This window comes from Pseudidiomarina woesei, assembly GCF_001418345.1.
GTDB classification, from domain to species: domain Bacteria; phylum Pseudomonadota; class Gammaproteobacteria; order Enterobacterales; family Alteromonadaceae; genus Pseudidiomarina; species Pseudidiomarina woesei.
In genome coordinates, this window is the sequence record NZ_LIPW01000004.1 from 183,211 (window position 1) to 198,885 (window position 15,675).

The following is a 15,675-nucleotide window of genomic DNA, read 5'->3' on the forward strand; positions in this document are numbered from 1 at the left end:
GCTTTGGGTGTTATTTGATCACACGCAAATGAGAGCCGGAGGATTTCTTCGGCTTTTTTGTTTGCGATTCAGAATCTGTTGAGGTACTTGCTGGCTGCTCAGATTCTTCGGTGTAGGCAACCGGCTGCGGGTTGTCATAATGCGGCTCTGCGTCAAACATAGAACCAGCACCATTTTCACGCGCATACAACGCCATGGCCGCGCCCATTGGCACGATAACTCGGTGTGGGCTACCCGAAAAACGAGCGTTAAACTGAATGCTGTGGTTATCAATGACAAAATTGGTAACCGCTGTTGGAGAGATATTTAAGATAATTTGCCCGTCTTGGACAAATTGCCATGGCACCTGGCAACCCGGATAGTCAGCATCAACCACCAGGTGTGGCGTCAGCTGATTATCAAGAATCCACTCATACACCGCCCGCACAAGGTACGGACGGCGTGGTGTCATGGCTTGCTCACTCACCGACCTAAGTCTCGCTCAGCGTCTGTCAGTGATTCTTGGAATGACTCGCGCTCAAATACACGAACCATATAGGCTTTCACTGCTTTCGCAGCGGCGCCTTCAAGTTCGATGCCATAAAGTGGCAAGCGCCACAATAATGGAGCTAAATAGCAGTCAACCAAGCTAAACTCTTCGCTCATAAAGAACGGCGCATCGGCAAATAATGGCGCAAGTGACAAGATGCCTTCGCGTAACTCTTGGCGCGCTGCATCGGCACCTTTTCCACCAGCCAAAATTTTATCCGCAAGCGCATACCAATCGCGATCGATACGGTACATCATCAAGCGGCTTGTGCCACGAGCCACCGGATAGACCGGCATCAATGGCGGATGCGGAAAACGTTCATCAAGGTATTCCATGATGATGTGAGCGTTGTATAAAACGAGTTCACGGTCCGACAAGGTCGGTAACGCATCGGCATATGGGTTTAGCTGCATGAGGTCTTCCGGAAGATTATCCGGTTCAACAAAAGTAACCTCAACGCCAACGCCTTTTTCTGCCAAGACGATACGTACTTGATGGCTGCGTAAGTCATTTACGCCCGAATATAAGGTCATCACTGACCGTTTGTTTGCCGCAACCGACATGGTGTTCTCCATAAACTATTTCACGTCCTTAAAGAATTCGCGCTTCAGCAGTACCGCGAAAATTAAAAAGACTAAAAGGAAACCGAACACATACCAACCGATACGCTGCTGCTGCAGCATCATTGGTTCACCGGTGTAAACCAAGAAGTTAGTAATATCTAGTGCGGCTTGATCGTACTCAGCGTCAGTTAACATACCGCTGCCATCGGTTTTAATGCCGACGTAAACGTCCTGCATTTCGCCGTCAATCATGCGTTGCTCTGTGGTTTTGCGCGGAATGCCCTGAAGCTCTTCCAGCACATGTGGCATACCAACGTTTGGAAATACCGTGTTGTTCACACCAAACGGACGTGACTCGTCCACATAAAATGAACGCAAGTAAGTGTAAATCCAGTCAGCACCGCGTACGCGAGCCACCAACGTTAAGTCTGGCGCTGCGGTACCAAACCAGTTACCGGCATCTTCAGTCGCCATAGCATTGGTGATTAGGTCACCCACTTTTTCGCCGGTAAACTGCAAGTTTTCCATGCCCAGATCTTCAGGAATCTCAAGATCTTTAAATGTGCGGTTGTAACGTTGATACTGCATTGAGTGGCAACCCAAACAGTAGTTCATAAACAATTGCGCACCGCGCTGCAATGACGCTTTGTCATGCAAGTCAACTTTGGCTTCGTCCAGCGGAACCGTCGGGCCAGCTGCTAACGTAGCAACTGACCACAGTGATGCGGCAACTAAAAGAGTTGTTTTAATAAGCTGTTTCATCACTTAGTAATCCTCTCTGGAACTGGCTTCGTGTTTTCGTTTTTGCTGTAGAACCATAGCAATACGAAGAATGCGAAGTACAAGAAGGTGAAGATACGAGCGAACATGGTGTAAACCTCAGTCGCTGGTTTCAAGCCTAAATAACCCAGTGCAATAAAGCTGATTGCAAACACAGTCAGGTTTACTTTATGCAAGGTGCTACGGTAGCGCACTGAGCGTACTTTACCGCGGTCAAGCCATGGCAGTACAAACAATGCCACAATGGCACCGAACATTAAGATAACGCCAAGCAACTTATCTGGCACCGCGCGCAAAATAGCGTAGAACGGTGTGAAGTACCACACTGGCGCAATGTGCTCAGGGGTTTTCAACGGGTTTGCCGCTTCAAAGTTTGGTGGCTCAAGGAACAAGCCGCCCATTGCCGGGGCAAAGAAAATCACGTAGCAGAAGAAGAACAAGAAGATAGCCACGCCCACTAAGTCTTTCACGATGTAATACGGGAAGAACGGGAAGGCATCAACAATGTCGTACTTCTTGGTAAAGCGCTCATGGAAGGTAAACTTCGGTTTCTCTGACTCTGGTACAGAACCTTTCGGCTTCTTAATTGAAATACCTTCTGGGTTGTTCGAGCCCACTTCATGTAGTGCAATAATGTGCAAGAACACCAAGATAACCAGCACTAACGGCAGCGCAATAACATGCAATGCGAAGAAGCGGTTCAGTGTGGCACCAGAAATAACGTAGTCACCACGAATCCACAGGGTTAAGTCGTCACCAAAAACTGGAATGGCGCCAAACAACGAGATAATTACCTGTGCGCCCCAGTACGACATTTGGCCCCATGGCAACAAGTAGCCCATAAAGGCTTCAGCCATAAGCACCAAGAAGATAAGCATACCGAACACCCACAGCAATTCGCGAGGCTTCTGGTAAGAGCCGTACATCATACCGCGGAACATATGCAGATAAACCACCACGAAGAACGCAGAGGCCCCAGTGGAGTGCATATAACGCAGCAACCAACCGTACTCAATGTCACGCATAATAAATTCAACAGAGGCGAAGGCGCCTTCTGCTGACGGCACGTAGTTCATGGTCAACCAAATACCGGTAAGAATTTGGTTCACTAAAACCAACGTTGCTAGCACACCAAAGATGTACCAGAAGTTAAAGTTTTTTGGAGCTGGATATTGAGCTAAGTGGATATTCCACGTTTTGGTCATCGGAATACGTTCGTCAAACCAGGCAATGAGCTTATTCATTAGGCTTGCTCCCCATCTTCACCCACCAAAATGGTGTTATCGTTGATGTAGTAATGAGGCGGAACCACCAGGTTATATGGGGCTGGTACGCCTTGGAATACCCGACCGGCGATATCAAAGGTTGAACCGTGACAAGGGCAGAAGAAGCCCGACTGCGCGCCTTCAACGTATTCAGCCATTCCTTGATCTAGGAACTGCGGTGAACACCCTAAGTGCGTACAAATACCAACCGCCACAAAGTATTCTTCTTTGCGTGAACGGTGCAAGTTCTTCGCATACTCAGGCTGCTGTGGTTCATCAGAATTTGGGTCGCGAAGCTGATCGTTTACAGCTTCAAGTGACGCCAACATTTCAGGGGTACGACGTACCACCCAAACCGGTTGACCACGCCACTCAACTCGAATTAATTGACCCGGCTCGGCTTTTCCAATGTTCACTTCCACTGGGGCACCCGCGTTTTTAGCTTTTTCGCTCGGGTTCCACGACGCAATGAAAGGAACGGCAACGCCAACCGCACCCGCTGCGCCGACAACAGATGTCGCGACAGTTAGGAAACGACGGCGGCCTTTATCTACAGGCGCATTGCTCATCCACTTACTCTCCAGTTTGGACGCTTCGCGAGACATCGCCGCGAAGTCAGTAATTAGCTACTGCGATAGGCCCACCCAAACAGTACTAGGTGAGCGGCAATAAAAAAATGCTTTCAGATGATAAAGAAATGCCCTGATTTTTACAAGGATAAAGACAAAAAACCCGGCACAAAGGCCGGGTTTTTGACGTACTCGAGATTTCGAATTAACGCTTCGAGAACTGTGGACGCTTACGCGCTTTGTGCAAGCCGACTTTCTTACGTTCAACTTGACGTGCGTCACGAGTTACATAACCCGCGCGACGTAAGTCACCACGTAGAGCTTCGTCGTACTGCATCAGTGCACGGGTGATACCGTGACGTACTGCGCCAGCTTGACCACTTGAACCACCACCTTTAACAGTGATGTACAAGTCGAATTTTTCTACCATTTCAACTAACTCTAATGGCTGACGAACAACCATGCGAGCGGTTTCACGGCCGAAGTATTCTTCTAAAGTGCGGTTGTTGATGCTGATGTTGCCGCTACCTGGACGCAAGAAAACGCGTGCAGTTGAGCTTTTGCGACGACCAGTACCGTAGTATTGATTCTGTGCCATAGTCTTAATGCTCCGTCTTAAATTTCAAGTTGTTTTGGTTGCTGAGCAACATGGTTATGCTCTGCACCAGCGTACACTTTCAGTTTACGGAACATGGCACGACCAAGTGGACCACGAGGCAACATACCTTTCACCGCTTTCTGAATTACCATTTCTGGTTTCTTGGCGATCAACTTCTCGAAGTTGATTTCCTTGATACCACCTGGGTAGCCAGAGTGTGAATAGTAGATTTTGTCTTGCGCTTTGCGGCCAGTTACAGTCACTTTTTCAGCGTTAACAATGATGATGTAATCACCAGTGTCTACGTGAGGTGTGTACTCAGGCTTGTGCTTACCGCGCAAACGGGTGGCAACTTCAGTTGCCAAACGACCTAAAGTTTTACCTTCGGCGTCAATAACATACCAGTCACGTTGTACTGTTTCTGGTTTTGCAACAAATGTACTCATTGAGATTATCTCTTTTCTTAAGGTTCACGACAGTAGTTCCGGGCTTCCCCGCGAACCACAACAACCGCTGTGTCATGCAACGTTTGCTAGCCACTTTTGACGGTTAGTTGTACCTGTAACGTGGGCTGCGCGGATTATAGGGAAAACCGCTTAAAAGATCAACGACGTTATTAGCTATTAGATATTGGATATTAGAAAGAAACACGAAACATCATCGCTCATGCTCTTCGAATATCCGATATCCAATATCTAATATCGTCTATGCTTTTAGGTTTGTAAGGCGGTGATGAGTTCGGCGGAGCGTTCCCAGTGGCTTGCAAGTTGAATCAACACCGCTCCTTCGGTAGGCGATAGCTCATTGCGCGCTATTTGCTGCAGCCAAGTGCTGCGCAATAAGTTACGGGTGGCACGAATGGAGCTCACCAAAGCCTGCCAATTGGCTTGCGGGCGATCTTTCATTTCTGAGCCACTGAGTAATTCCAGTAATTGCGCACGCAGATCATGATTCAGGCTCGCGTCAATTTGCGTCGGCGTTGCGGCACGTAGTTTTTCGACCAATTCGCGCAGGTCGATCAGGCGTGACTGGTAGCTGTGTAGCTCAGCTAGTTGCAGTGCTTCATTGCCGTGCAGTGATTTGCTGCTTAGTTTTTGCAAATAGTCATTGATGTGCTGTAACAGTTCACCCGTAGCTATGTCTTCTTCGTTCGCGGCTGCTAACCGCGAGTCGCGCAACAATGTGCGTAAGCGAATTTGATATTGGCGTAACACACGACTTTGTTCTTGCTGCACCGCATTCAGGCCCATGGCTGGAATTTCTAACACGGTTTTATCTAAAAATCGTGGTGCGCCTGTGCGTAATGGCGGTAACTTGTACCAACGCTCTACAGCACGGAAAATACGTTCATCAAACAACCACATCAAGGCAATGCCAAGCACGTTAAACAGGGTATGAAATACCGCCAGTCCGGAGCTGATATTGGTGACTTGCTCACCACCGGATAACCACTGGGCCACCCACCACATAGGCGCTAGCAGAACTAATGCGGTCACGCCGGTTACGCTGTTCATGAGCACATGCACTGCGGCTAATCGCTTGGCGTGTGCGGTGGCGCCAAAGCTAGCAATGATTGCCGTTACCGTAGTGCCAATATTCGCTCCGACCACCACCGCGGCGCCAGCTAATGGCGAGAACAGACCACTAACCGATGCGGTCAATACAATGGCCAATGCAGCCGACGATGACTGCACCAGGGCGGTCAAGACGACACCAGCCAAGACAGCTAAAGCAATACCACCAGTGCCGGTGACATGTAGCTGCTCCACCGGCAGCATGGTCACCACATGTTCAAATGCATCGCGCAAGGTATCGAGCCCGACAAACAAAATACCGAAGCCGGCAATAGCGACGCCTATTTGGCCCGACAGCTTTTGCTTGCGAAACAGCTGCAGCAACATGCCAATGCCTATTAACGGCCAGGCAAAAATGCCGATGTTTATTTTGAGGCCAATTAACGCGACTATCCATGCGGTCATGGTAGTACCGACATTACTGCCAAACACCACCCACGCTGCTTGGCGTAGTTTCAACATGCCCGCGTTGGTAAAGCCTAGTAGCGCCACCACCACAGCACTGGATGATTGCACCACAGCGGTTACTGCGAAACCTGATGCCGCGGCGCGTAATCGTGTCTGTGTGGAGCGCTCTAAAAACTGTTGTAAATGGCCACCCGCGGCAGCTTTCAGCCCGTCGGTAAGCATTTGCATGCCAAGCAGCAATAAGCCGAGGCCGCCAAGGGCGAGTGTCCAATTGGTTAAGGTCATGGTTTGTGAGCTAACCCCAAATATTCGTGACTTTGCATTTCAAGTAACCGACTAACGCAGCGTTTAAATTCAAAATTTAACTTACCATCAGTATATAGCTCATTGAGCGGCGCTGCGCCCGACATAATGAGCTTAACCCGACGCTCGTAAAATTCGTCAACCAGGGCAATAAAGCGCCGTGCCGCATCGTCATTGTTGGCGCCCATTTGCGGTACATCGCTAATCAACACGGCGTGGTAGCACTGGGCAATTTCGATATAGTCGTTTTGCGAGCGTGGCCCACCACAAATAGCTTCGAATGAAAATAACACCACGTCATCACATTCCATACGCACCGGAATATTACGGTTATTCACGGTGATATAACCCTGCTCGTCGCGGTTGCAGTGATCCGGCGCTAGCTCGGTGAAATAACGCTGAAGGTTTTCGTCAGCTTGGCTGTCTGCTGGGGCGTGATAAATATTCGCGCGCGTTAAGGTGCGTAAGCGGTAGTCAATGCCGCTGTCGACGTTAATCACCTCGCAATTTTCCTTAATTAAGGCAATAGCAGGCAGAAAACGCTGCCGCTGCAAGCCGTTTTTGTACAAGTCATCGGGCACAATATTCGAGGTCGCTACTAACACCACGTTGCGTTTGAATAACTCTTGCATCAATGTGCCGAGAATCATCGCATCGGTAATATCTTGCACAAAAAACTCATCAAAACAGATGACCCGCGCTTCGGCAGCAAGCTTTTCCGCAATAATGGGAAGCGGATCGCTACGCCCCTTCAACTCCTTCAGTTCGTTGTGTACCCGGTGCATAAATCGGTGAAAATGCACACGCATTTTTGCCTCAAATGGCAACGTTTCAAAAAACGTATCGACCAAATAGGTTTTACCGCGCCCGACACCACCCCAAAAATAAATACCTTGGGGCGCTTTGGACTCGCTGCCAAAGAGCGTTTTTAATTTACTGAAAAAGCCAGTAGCACCGCTGTTCTGATGAAATAAGACCAGTTCGTCATACAGCCGCTGCAACGCCTCTACCGCCTTGCGCTGCGCGGCATCAGGCGTGAAATTGCCGGACGCGAGGTCCTGCTCATATTTTAAGATTGGGGTAAGCTTGTTCGTTGTCACTACCACTTCGACCCTATTCTAGATTATGCTATTGGTGTTTAGTTTATCATGCGAAACGCATTTTTAAGGAGTATTTATGAGCTGGATTATTGGCGTACTACTAGTTGTTGCTGGTGCAATTGTTGGCTTTTTTGTCGCCCGCTACTGGCTCGCCGAACATTCCGAGGAAGCCGAGCTTTCGCAACAAGTTAATCAAACCAAGCAGCAACTTGCAGATTATCGTCAAGAAGTTGCTGAGCACTTAGCAACTGCCCAAGCTTTGGTCGGCCAATTGGAAGAAACCCAAGACAAACTAAAAGCCTACTTGCACCACAGCGCCGATTTGCTACAGCGCGAGCAAGAACAACCTAGTTTGCCATTTTTTGCTGAAGACACCATGCGTGAGCTGCGCATGGCGAACAAAGTGAATGGCGAAAAACGTCGTTCAGATGATAGGGCGCCAAGCGATATGCCGCGCGACTACAGCGACAAAAAGTCCGGCCTTTTTAAGTAGCTGCAACGGCGATATTAGTTATTAGATATTAGAGAAGGTCGCCACTATCCGATATCGCGCTAATATCTAATATCAAATAGCTGATATCGCTTTAGCTTTTAAATTCACATCTTGAAACACTCTACTGCTGAACTTATTTATATCGAGTTAGTCTGTAATTACGATAACCATCATACAGGAGTTAACTCGAATGAAAGTGAAGTTGTTAGCGGTGTTGGCTTTAGCGAGTGCACTGACTGTTGCGCCTGTTTCAGCCGGTATTCCTTTCTTTGGTGATAAAGACGAAACACCTACGCTTGCGCCCATGCTGGAAGAAGTCACGCCTGCGGTTGTGAATATTTCCGTGAAAGGGAAGCGCGAGGTGCGTCAACGCATCCCCGATATGTTTCGCTTTTTCTTTGGCCCAAATGGTCCGCGTGAACAAGTTCAAGAACGTCCTTTTCAGGGGCTTGGCTCTGGCGTCATCATTGATGCAGACGAAGGTTACGTCGTTACCAATAACCACGTGATTGACGGCGCATCAGAGATTCTGGTTACGCTCAAAGATGGTCGACAATTCGATGCAACAGTGATTGGCACCGATGACCGTTCAGATGTTGCCCTGCTGAAAATTAAAGATGGCAAAGATTTAACAGCCATTGAAATTGGTAACTCGTCGAAATTACGTGTTGGCGACTTTGTCGTGGCTATTGGTAATCCGTTCGGTTTAGGGCAAACCGTTACCTCGGGTATTGTTAGTGCGCTAGGCCGCAGTGGCTTAGGCATTGAAGAAATTGAAAACTTTATTCAAACCGATGCGGCCATTAACAGCGGTAACTCTGGCGGCGCTTTAGTCACTCTTGACGGTAAGCTCATTGGTATTAATACCGCTATTTTAGGCCCCAATGGCGGTAATATCGGTATTGGTTTTGCCATTCCGGCCGACATGATGCAAAGCCTCGTTCATCAATTAATTGAGTTCGGTGAAGTGCGCCGCGGCGTATTAGGTGTACGCGGTAACGACTTAACTCACGAAATTGCTAAAGCGCTTGATTTGAAAGCTAACCAAGGTGCATTTATTGCCGAGGTTATTCCAGAAGGCGCGGCAGAGAAAGCAGGTTTGCAATCGGGTGACGTGATTGTCGCAGTTAACGGTGAACGTATTCGCACCTTTGCTGACTTAGGTGCTCGGGTGAGTACTTTGGGAGCGGGTAAGGAACTGAAACTCACCGTGTTGCGCGATGGTAAAGAACGAAACTTTGACGTTGTGCTTAGTGCTGACGACCAAGCGGTGACCGCTGCTTCTTTACACCCAGCCTTAGATGGTCTAACACTTGCACCAACTGACAAAGGCGGTCTTGAAGTGACAGAAATTGCCGAAGGCTCTCTAGCAGAGCGCTATGGGCTGCGTAAAAACGACGTTATTATTGGTGTGAACCGCACGCCTATTAACAGCATGTCGGAGCTTCGCGAGTCACTGTCAAACGCGGGCGACGTTATTGCGTTAAATATTCGCCGCGGTAATTCGCAATTGTATTTAGTGTTACGCGGTTAATCAGCGGTACTGGGTACCCCTAATCAGAAGAAGGCAGCAAATGCTGCCTTCTTTTTTAAACAGTGTTATGCTTTTGCTTATATTTTAATTCAATAGGTTACTTTCAAATGCAGCTTGGCCAAACGTTTTGGTATGTCACACGCTCTGTCTTACTTGGCTTGGTGGTAGCTGCCATTGTGATTGTCGCTTTACCTTATTTTCAAGGTAAATCTACGCCTGGAAACAGTCAGCAACAGCCGTTTAGTTTTGCCAAGGCGGTTAATCGCGCTGCTCCGGCTGTCGTCAACATATACAGTATTGGTACTTCTCGTACCTCGTATTACTCACGTCGCCCCAGTACCGTAGTACGTTTAGGTTCAGGCGTGATTATGGATAATCGCGGTCATATTTTAACCGCCTATCACGTTGTAGCGGACGTTAACGAAATTCAAGTAGCGCTACAAGATGGCCGTAACTACAGTGGTCAAGTAATAGGTTATGACCAGATTACTGATTTGGCGGTGGTGCGTATTGAGGCAGATAACCTGCCGATTATTCCACAAAGTCAAAGCTTACGAACCCAAGTGGGTGATGTCGTATTAGCCATTGGCAACCCACACAATTTAGGCCAAACCATTACGCAAGGCATTGTGAGCGCAACCGGTGGACGCATGGGTATTATTCATTCACATGCTGATTTAATTCAAATGGATGCGGTAATTAACGAAGGAGCTTCTGGTGGCGCCTTGGTCAACAGCGAAGGTTATTTGGTTGGTATCAATAACGCTCAATTTCGTGATGCACGGGGGCAAGGCATCGATGGTATTTACTTTGCAGTACCCTACCCCTTGGCTTATTCAGTCATGGAAAGCTTAATTCGCGAAGGCGAAGTAGTACGCGGCTATCTTGGCGTACAGGTGGGTGAAGTGCCACAAAACAATCCTTATTCTCAACCTGGCATTTATGTTTCAGGAATTGATGCCAATAGCCCAGCTGAGCGAGCCGGTTTACAGGTTGATGATTATATTACTGAAATAAATGGTAAGCGGATGTCCTCAGCGGCCGAAGGCCTTGCAACAGTGGCGCAAACTAAACCCGGTACACCAATCGAAATACGGTTTTTGCGTGATAATCAAGAACAGTCAGTTACTGTGACGATTACTAGATTTCAGTAACCCAAAATCAGCGCGTGACTTAACTCACGCGCTTGATGTCAGCACCAAGCGCTGACAATTTCTTTTCAATAGCTTCGTAACCACGGTCGATATGATAAATACGCTCGACGACGGTTTCACCTTTTGCCACTAAACCTGCAATAACCAGCGATGCCGATGCACGCAAATCGGTACACATAACTTGTGCGCCGGTTAGTTGCTCCACACCTTTTGAAATGGCGGTATTGCCTTCTAGTTCAATATTTGCACCCATACGGCGTAATTCAGGAACATGCATAAATCGATTTTCAAAAATCGTTTCGCGTACCCAGCCGGCGCCATCTGCGATGGCATTTAAGGTGCAGAACTGAGCTTGCATATCCGTTGGAAACGCTGGGTGTGGTGCCGTTATAATCTTCACTGGTTGCGGGCGACAGTTCGCCTGCACACGTATCCAGTCATCGCCTTTAGTGATCACTGCGCCAGCTTCGGTTAATTTTTTGAGCACCGCGTCAAGCATGCTTGGATCTGTGTTGCGACAGGTTACATCGCCACCTGTCGCCATCGCTGCCACCAGAAAAGTACCGGTTTCTATACGATCTGGCTGCACACTATATTTACCACCGTGTAACGCCGGTTTTCCATGAATGGTAATGGTATCAGTGCCAGCTCCATGAATATCTGCGCCCATGTCATTTAAAAACTGAGCAAGGTCTTCCACTTCAGGTTCACGCGCAGCGTTCTCGATAATGGTGACACCGTCGGCTAGGGTTGCCGCTGCCATGAGGTTTTCGGTACCGGTAACGCTAACCGTGTCCATTAAAATAGTTGCACCACGCAAACGGCCCTCGACTTTGGCGTTGATATAACCATTTTCGACCGTAATGTCAGCACCCATGAGGCGTAAGCCCTCAATGTGCAAGTTAACTGGGCGTGCGCCAATTGCACAGCCGCCAGGTAGAGATACTTGAGCTTCACCAAAGCGCGCCAGCAGAGGGCCTAACACCAAAATGGAAGCACGCATGGTTTTCACCAAGTCATAACTTGCCACATGATTGTTGATGCCTTGTGGATGTATTTTATAGCTATTTGGCCCCAAAGCTTCACTTTGAATACCTAACTCACCAAGTAGCTTCAGGCTTGTACGCACGTCTTGTAAGGCTGGTACGTTGTGCAACTCAACCGTTTCACACGGTAAAATAGCTGCCATTAGAATGGGTAGCGCAGCATTTTTCGCGCCAGAAATAGTCACCTCGCCGTTTAGAGGCCGGCCACCCTGAATAACCAATTTTTGCATTGCGCGTCTCTTAGCTGAGCATGGCGAGTTTCTTCTCGCGTTGCCATTCGGTCGGTGTATAGGTACGAATTGATACGGCGTGCAATTCACCGCTAGCAATTAACTCTTTCAACGGAGCATAAACCACTTGCTGCTTTTTAACCCGCGACAAGTCGCTAAATAGTTCACCAACAACGGTGATATTGGCGTGACCACCATCAAGCTTAACGAGCACTTCACTTACGTCGAGCTCGTCTAAAAGACGTTGTTGAATCGAATCAGATGTCATCATAAATTTTCTTCATTGAATTTTGAGAGTTTTAACTACCGAGTGTCAGCAGTGTATCGACACCACTGACTTTTAGCATGGCTTTAAATTGCTGATTTGCATTGACAATAAGTAGCTCACGATGGGTATCTCGCAACGCCCGCTTAATTTGTAATAGCATGGCAATACCGGCGGAGTCGACTTTCTCAACCGCATCTAAGTCAACCGTCAACGCTTCATGCTCACCCGCTAGCCAGTTTCGACGATTTGCCCATATGTTGGGCACCGTATTACGAGTTAGTTGGCCGCTTAATGCCACACGGCCACCGTCGTAACATTGCAGTTCACATTGGTCCATTACTCACTGCCTTCTATACCATCATGTTCTTTGACAGTTTCTTGAGCTTTTTCACGCAATAAAGCAATGGTTCCGTCTATGCCATTACTACGAATAACAGCATTAATTTCAGCTTGTTTGCTATTGAGCAAGCTTACGCCTTCAACCACCAGATCATATGCTTTCCATAGGTTGTCGTCTTTGTCGAAGCGCATTTTAAAATCCATGCGCACAGGCGGCCCGCCTTCTTGTAACAGACGTGTATTAACCACCACCATTTTACTGTTCGGGTCAAACCGCGAAGCGTCGCCAAATTGAATGGTGTGCTTGGTTTCATCAAACTGCGTGAAAGCACCAGCGTAGGTGGTAATTAAATAATCACGAAACACGGTATAAAATTCTTGGCGCTGTTCTTCGGTGGTTTGTGTTAGGTTGCGCCCGAGCACACGCTTTGCCGCATAGACATAATCAACATATGGCATCATTTCTTCACGAATAACCACTCGAATATGATTGATGTCTTGATCAATCAACTCGCGATCAGCTTTGATGCGCTCAAGTGTATTGCTGGCAAGTTTCTCCAACAAAATGTACGGATTATCGTCACGAATTAACTCCGCTTGGGCGTTATGAACGCCAGCTAACGTGAACAAACTAATACAGACTGCCATGAACCACTTTTTCATGCTGAACTCCTTAGTCGTTGCCTTGGCCGAATAAGAACTGGCCAATCAAGTCCTCTAGCACTAATGCTGATTTGGTGTCGTAGATATAATCACCATCTTCGAGCATCTCAACCGTGTCATCAATAAAGCCAGGGTTTAAGCCAATATACTGCTCACCCAATAAGCCCGACGTTAATATTGAGACCGACGTTGTGTCAGAAAATTCATTGTATTTTTGGCTAATGGTCATTTCGACCAACGGCTCGTAATAATCGCCCACTAATGAAATTTTGCTGACGCGGCCAACTACCACACCGCCTACTTTTACCGGCGAGCGCTCTTTTAAGCCACCGATGTTGTCGAATTTTGCGAATAATTTATAGGTTTCACCGTTTGTTAACACATTGGTGTTAGCGGCTTTTAAACCTAAAAATAACAAGGCCAAAATACCAATGATGACAAACAACCCAACTGCTAATTGTGTATTTCTTGATTCCATGGTCTTTATCCAAACATCAATGCGGTTAAAACAAAATCGAGCCCCAGAACTGCTAAGGACGCAGTCACAACAGTCGATGTGGTTGCTCGGCTAATACCGACCGACGTCGGTGTACATTGAAAGCCTTTATGCAACGCTATCCAAGTAACAACGAAGGCAAACACTAAGCTTTTGATGACGCCGTTAAGAATGTCTTGTCCCCACTCCACGTTCGACTGCATAACCGACCAGAACGCGCCGTCGTCAACACCTAACCAACGTACGCCAACTAAATAGCCGCCGTATATGCCTACCGCTGAAAATACCAGCGCCAATATAGGCATGCTGTAAAAGCCGGCCCAAAAACGTGGCGAAATAACGCGCCGCAACGGGTCTACTCCCATCATTTCTAGACTGGACAGCTGTTCGGTTGCTTTCATTAAACCAATTTCCGCGGTTAACGCTGAGCCTGCGCGGCCAGCAAATAAAAGCGCCGTAACCACTGGCCCTAACTCACGCAACAACGACAAAGCGACCATTGGCCCAAGCGACTGCTCAGCTCCAAAATCAACTAAAATCGTATAGCCTTGTAGACCAAGTACCATACCAATGAACAAACCGCTGACTACTATAATTAGTAACGAAAGCACTCCCACTGAGTACATTTGTTGCATGAGCAAAGGCCATGACTTACGTAATTGGGGCTTACCAATTAAGGCGCGCATTAGCATAAAAAATGCGGCACCGGCGCCGGCAACCGAATCTAAGGTCGCTTTTCCTAGCGCAGCAACACGATCAAGCATGGTCGCTCCCTAACAAATCATCTTCTAATGTTGACGCCTTATAATGAAATGGCACTGGCCCGTCTGCTTCACCATGTAAAAACTGATGAATGAGCGGATCATCCGACTGCTTCAACTGCGCCGGAGTTCCGTGCCCCACTACCTGTTTGTCCGCCAAAATATAGACGTAGTCTGCAATGGTCATTACTTCTGCTATGTCATGAGTCACCACAATGCTGGTTAAGCCTAACGACTCATTGAGCTCTTTAATAAGCTTAACAATGACACCCATTGAGATAGGATCTTGGCCGGCAAATGGCTCATCGTACAAAATGAGTTCAGGGTCTAGCGCAATGGCTCGCGCTAAAGCAGCACGCCGCGCCATGCCACCAGACAGCTCGGCCGGCATTAAATCGCGCGCACCGCGCAACCCAACGGCCTCAAGCTTCATTTTGACAATAGTGTCGATAATTTCTTCAGGAAGTTGGCTATGTTCACGCAGCGGAAAAGCAATGTTGTCGTACACTGTCATGTCAGTAAATAGTGCACCGCTTTGAAACAGCATGCTCATGCGCTTTCGCAGTTCATAAAGGTCACGCCGATTAAGCTTGTGCACGTTATGCCCCGCAAACTCAATACTGCCTTGCTGCGGATACAGCTGGGCACCAATGAGCCGCAGCAATGTTGTTTTACCAATGCCACTAGGGCCCATTACGGCGGTGATTTTTCCGCGCGGAACGCGCATGGAAAGGTTTTGATAAACTTGGTGTGCGCCAAAACTATGCGCGAAGTGCAAGTTATCAATCACCACAAGGGCATCATCTAAAGCAGAATTTTCCACTTGTCGCACGCCTTTAATTCTCCTTAAACAAGCCCGCGAGTGTAACAGATTTGGGCCTTTTTCTACACCTTAAGGCGGTAAAATTTGTGACAAATCGTTTATTTCAGTGCTTTTTACGTCTGCAATTCGGTTTTCGATCGGGTATTATTGTAAACAATCTTATTTTGGCGGAGCTATTC

19 protein-coding genes are annotated in these 15,675 nt (G+C 47.8%); 3 read left to right on the forward strand and 16 right to left on the reverse strand.

What is annotated here, in order from left to right:
- Positions 1 to 10: 10 nt before the first annotated feature.
- The 9 genes from ASC40_RS08130 to zapE all read right to left on the reverse strand — a co-directional run bounded on the left by ASC40_RS08130 (position 11) and on the right by zapE (position 7,689).
- Entirely contained in the window at positions 11 to 451 is a 441-nt protein-coding gene (locus tag ASC40_RS08130) for a ClpXP protease specificity-enhancing factor (protein WP_055439371.1), read from the reverse strand.
- An 11-nt stretch (positions 452 to 462) separates the two neighbouring features.
- Positions 463 to 1,092: a stringent starvation protein SspA gene (gene sspA, locus ASC40_RS08135; protein ID WP_055439306.1), complete on the reverse strand. Its 630-nt coding sequence runs from the start codon at positions 1,090 to 1,092 to the stop codon at positions 463 to 465.
- Positions 1,093 to 1,107: 15 nt separating this feature from the next.
- The gene (locus ASC40_RS08140) at positions 1,108 to 1,854 is read right to left on the reverse strand and encodes a cytochrome c1 (RefSeq protein WP_055439307.1); all 747 of its coding nucleotides are present in this window, start codon (positions 1,852 to 1,854) and stop codon (positions 1,108 to 1,110) included.
- A complete protein-coding gene (locus tag ASC40_RS08145; RefSeq protein ID WP_055439308.1) occupies positions 1,854 to 3,116 on the reverse strand; it encodes a cytochrome b in 1,263 nt (420 codons plus the stop codon). The genes ASC40_RS08140 and ASC40_RS08145 overlap by 1 nt, the downstream gene beginning before the upstream one ends.
- Positions 3,116 to 3,706 carry a ubiquinol-cytochrome c reductase iron-sulfur subunit gene (petA, locus tag ASC40_RS08150; RefSeq protein WP_055439309.1) on the reverse strand — a complete coding sequence of 197 codons (591 nt, stop codon included), beginning with the start codon at positions 3,704 to 3,706 and terminating at the stop codon, positions 3,116 to 3,118. Before petA ends, ASC40_RS08145 begins: the two co-directional genes overlap by 1 nt.
- 205 nt (positions 3,707 to 3,911) lie before the next feature.
- The gene (gene rpsI, locus ASC40_RS08155) at positions 3,912 to 4,304 is read right to left on the reverse strand and encodes a 30S ribosomal protein S9 (protein ID WP_055439310.1); all 393 of its coding nucleotides are present in this window, start codon (positions 4,302 to 4,304) and stop codon (positions 3,912 to 3,914) included.
- Positions 4,305 to 4,321: 17 nt separating this feature from the next.
- On the reverse strand, positions 4,322 to 4,750 hold the full coding sequence (gene rplM, locus ASC40_RS08160; RefSeq protein ID WP_055439311.1) for a 50S ribosomal protein L13: 429 nt from the start codon (positions 4,748 to 4,750) through the stop codon (positions 4,322 to 4,324).
- Positions 4,751 to 5,017: 267 nt separating this feature from the next.
- Positions 5,018 to 6,571 carry a Na/Pi cotransporter family protein gene (locus ASC40_RS08165; RefSeq protein ID WP_055439312.1) on the reverse strand — a complete coding sequence of 518 codons (1,554 nt, stop codon included), beginning with the start codon at positions 6,569 to 6,571 and terminating at the stop codon, positions 5,018 to 5,020.
- Positions 6,568 to 7,689, reverse strand: a complete 1,122-nt coding sequence (gene zapE / locus ASC40_RS08170) for a cell division protein ZapE (protein WP_055439313.1) — start codon at positions 7,687 to 7,689, stop codon at positions 6,568 to 6,570. Before zapE ends, ASC40_RS08165 begins: the two co-directional genes overlap by 4 nt.
- 76 nt (positions 7,690 to 7,765) lie before the next feature.
- Between zapE and ASC40_RS08175 the strand changes: the two genes are divergently transcribed.
- The 3 genes from ASC40_RS08175 to ASC40_RS08185 all read left to right on the forward strand — a co-directional run bounded on the left by ASC40_RS08175 (position 7,766) and on the right by ASC40_RS08185 (position 10,870).
- Entirely contained in the window at positions 7,766 to 8,182 is a 417-nt protein-coding gene (locus ASC40_RS08175) for a Z-ring associated ZapG family protein (protein ID WP_055439314.1), read from the forward strand.
- Positions 8,183 to 8,372: 190 nt separating this feature from the next.
- On the forward strand, positions 8,373 to 9,716 hold the full coding sequence (locus tag ASC40_RS08180) for a DegQ family serine endoprotease (protein ID WP_055439315.1): 1,344 nt from the start codon (positions 8,373 to 8,375) through the stop codon (positions 9,714 to 9,716).
- A 107-nt stretch (positions 9,717 to 9,823) separates the two neighbouring features.
- Positions 9,824 to 10,870 (forward strand): trypsin-like peptidase domain-containing protein, encoded by a 1,047-nt coding sequence (locus tag ASC40_RS08185; protein ID WP_055439316.1) that lies wholly within the window; start codon positions 9,824 to 9,826, stop codon positions 10,868 to 10,870.
- 19 nt (positions 10,871 to 10,889) lie between these two features.
- Here ASC40_RS08185 and murA read toward each other — a convergent pair whose 3' ends face one another.
- The 7 genes from murA to ASC40_RS08220 are packed head-to-tail and all read right to left on the reverse strand — an operon-like array spanning position 10,890 to position 15,496.
- Positions 10,890 to 12,146, reverse strand: coding sequence for a UDP-N-acetylglucosamine 1-carboxyvinyltransferase (gene murA, locus ASC40_RS08190; protein WP_055439317.1), 1,257 nt, complete (start codon positions 12,144 to 12,146; stop codon positions 10,890 to 10,892).
- A 10-nt stretch (positions 12,147 to 12,156) separates the two neighbouring features.
- Positions 12,157 to 12,417, reverse strand: coding sequence for a BolA family protein (locus tag ASC40_RS08195; RefSeq protein ID WP_425415070.1), 261 nt, complete (start codon positions 12,415 to 12,417; stop codon positions 12,157 to 12,159).
- 28 nt (positions 12,418 to 12,445) lie between these two features.
- On the reverse strand, positions 12,446 to 12,751 hold the full coding sequence (locus tag ASC40_RS08200; RefSeq protein ID WP_055439318.1) for an STAS domain-containing protein: 306 nt from the start codon (positions 12,749 to 12,751) through the stop codon (positions 12,446 to 12,448).
- The gene (locus ASC40_RS08205; RefSeq protein ID WP_055439319.1) at positions 12,751 to 13,416 is read right to left on the reverse strand and encodes an MlaC/ttg2D family ABC transporter substrate-binding protein; all 666 of its coding nucleotides are present in this window, start codon (positions 13,414 to 13,416) and stop codon (positions 12,751 to 12,753) included. Before ASC40_RS08205 ends, ASC40_RS08200 begins: the two co-directional genes overlap by 1 nt.
- A 10-nt stretch (positions 13,417 to 13,426) precedes the next feature.
- Positions 13,427 to 13,894, reverse strand: coding sequence for an outer membrane lipid asymmetry maintenance protein MlaD (gene mlaD / locus ASC40_RS08210; protein ID WP_055439320.1), 468 nt, complete (start codon positions 13,892 to 13,894; stop codon positions 13,427 to 13,429).
- A 5-nt stretch (positions 13,895 to 13,899) separates the two neighbouring features.
- The gene (gene mlaE / locus ASC40_RS08215) at positions 13,900 to 14,676 is read right to left on the reverse strand and encodes a lipid asymmetry maintenance ABC transporter permease subunit MlaE (RefSeq protein ID WP_055439321.1); all 777 of its coding nucleotides are present in this window, start codon (positions 14,674 to 14,676) and stop codon (positions 13,900 to 13,902) included.
- Complete coding sequence (locus ASC40_RS08220) at positions 14,669 to 15,496, reverse strand: ATP-binding cassette domain-containing protein (RefSeq protein WP_055439373.1); 828 nt, start codon at positions 15,494 to 15,496, stop codon at positions 14,669 to 14,671. Before ASC40_RS08220 ends, mlaE begins: the two co-directional genes overlap by 8 nt.
- Positions 15,497 to 15,675: the final 179 nt, after the last annotated feature.

Excerpts from the sequence above, each read along its gene's own strand:
- ASC40_RS08165 (WP_055439312.1), bottom strand. The coding sequence starts at position 6,571 with ATGACCTTAACCAATTGGACACTCGCCCTTGGCGGCCTCGGCTTATTG.
- ASC40_RS08140 (WP_055439307.1), bottom strand. The coding sequence starts at position 1,854 with ATGAAACAGCTTATTAAAACAACTCTTTTAGTTGCCGCATCACTGTGG.
- rplM (WP_055439311.1), bottom strand. The coding sequence starts at position 4,750 with ATGAGTACATTTGTTGCAAAACCAGAAACAGTACAACGTGACTGGTAT.
- petA (WP_055439309.1), bottom strand. The coding sequence starts at position 3,706 with ATGAGCAATGCGCCTGTAGATAAAGGCCGCCGTCGTTTCCTAACTGTC.
- ASC40_RS08205 (WP_055439319.1), bottom strand. The coding sequence starts at position 13,416 with ATGAAAAAGTGGTTCATGGCAGTCTGTATTAGTTTGTTCACGTTAGCT.
- mlaE (WP_055439321.1), bottom strand. The coding sequence starts at position 14,676 with ATGCTTGATCGTGTTGCTGCGCTAGGAAAAGCGACCTTAGATTCGGTT.
- ASC40_RS08145 (WP_055439308.1), bottom strand. The coding sequence starts at position 3,116 with ATGAATAAGCTCATTGCCTGGTTTGACGAACGTATTCCGATGACCAAA.
- ASC40_RS08195 (WP_425415070.1), bottom strand. The coding sequence starts at position 12,417 with ATGATGACATCTGATTCGATTCAACAACGTCTTTTAGACGAGCTCGAC.
- ASC40_RS08130 (WP_055439371.1), bottom strand. The coding sequence starts at position 451 with ATGACACCACGCCGTCCGTACCTTGTGCGGGCGGTGTATGAGTGGATT.
- rpsI (WP_055439310.1), bottom strand. The coding sequence starts at position 4,304 with ATGGCACAGAATCAATACTACGGTACTGGTCGTCGCAAAAGCTCAACT.
- ASC40_RS08180 (WP_055439315.1), top strand. The coding sequence starts at position 8,373 with ATGAAAGTGAAGTTGTTAGCGGTGTTGGCTTTAGCGAGTGCACTGACT.
- ASC40_RS08175 (WP_055439314.1), top strand. The coding sequence starts at position 7,766 with ATGAGCTGGATTATTGGCGTACTACTAGTTGTTGCTGGTGCAATTGTT.
- murA (WP_055439317.1), bottom strand. The coding sequence starts at position 12,146 with ATGCAAAAATTGGTTATTCAGGGTGGCCGGCCTCTAAACGGCGAGGTG.
- sspA (WP_055439306.1), bottom strand. The coding sequence starts at position 1,092 with ATGTCGGTTGCGGCAAACAAACGGTCAGTGATGACCTTATATTCGGGC.
- mlaD (WP_055439320.1), bottom strand. The coding sequence starts at position 13,894 with ATGGAATCAAGAAATACACAATTAGCAGTTGGGTTGTTTGTCATCATT.
- ASC40_RS08185 (WP_055439316.1), top strand. The coding sequence starts at position 9,824 with ATGCAGCTTGGCCAAACGTTTTGGTATGTCACACGCTCTGTCTTACTT.
- ASC40_RS08200 (WP_055439318.1), bottom strand. The coding sequence starts at position 12,751 with ATGGACCAATGTGAACTGCAATGTTACGACGGTGGCCGTGTGGCATTA.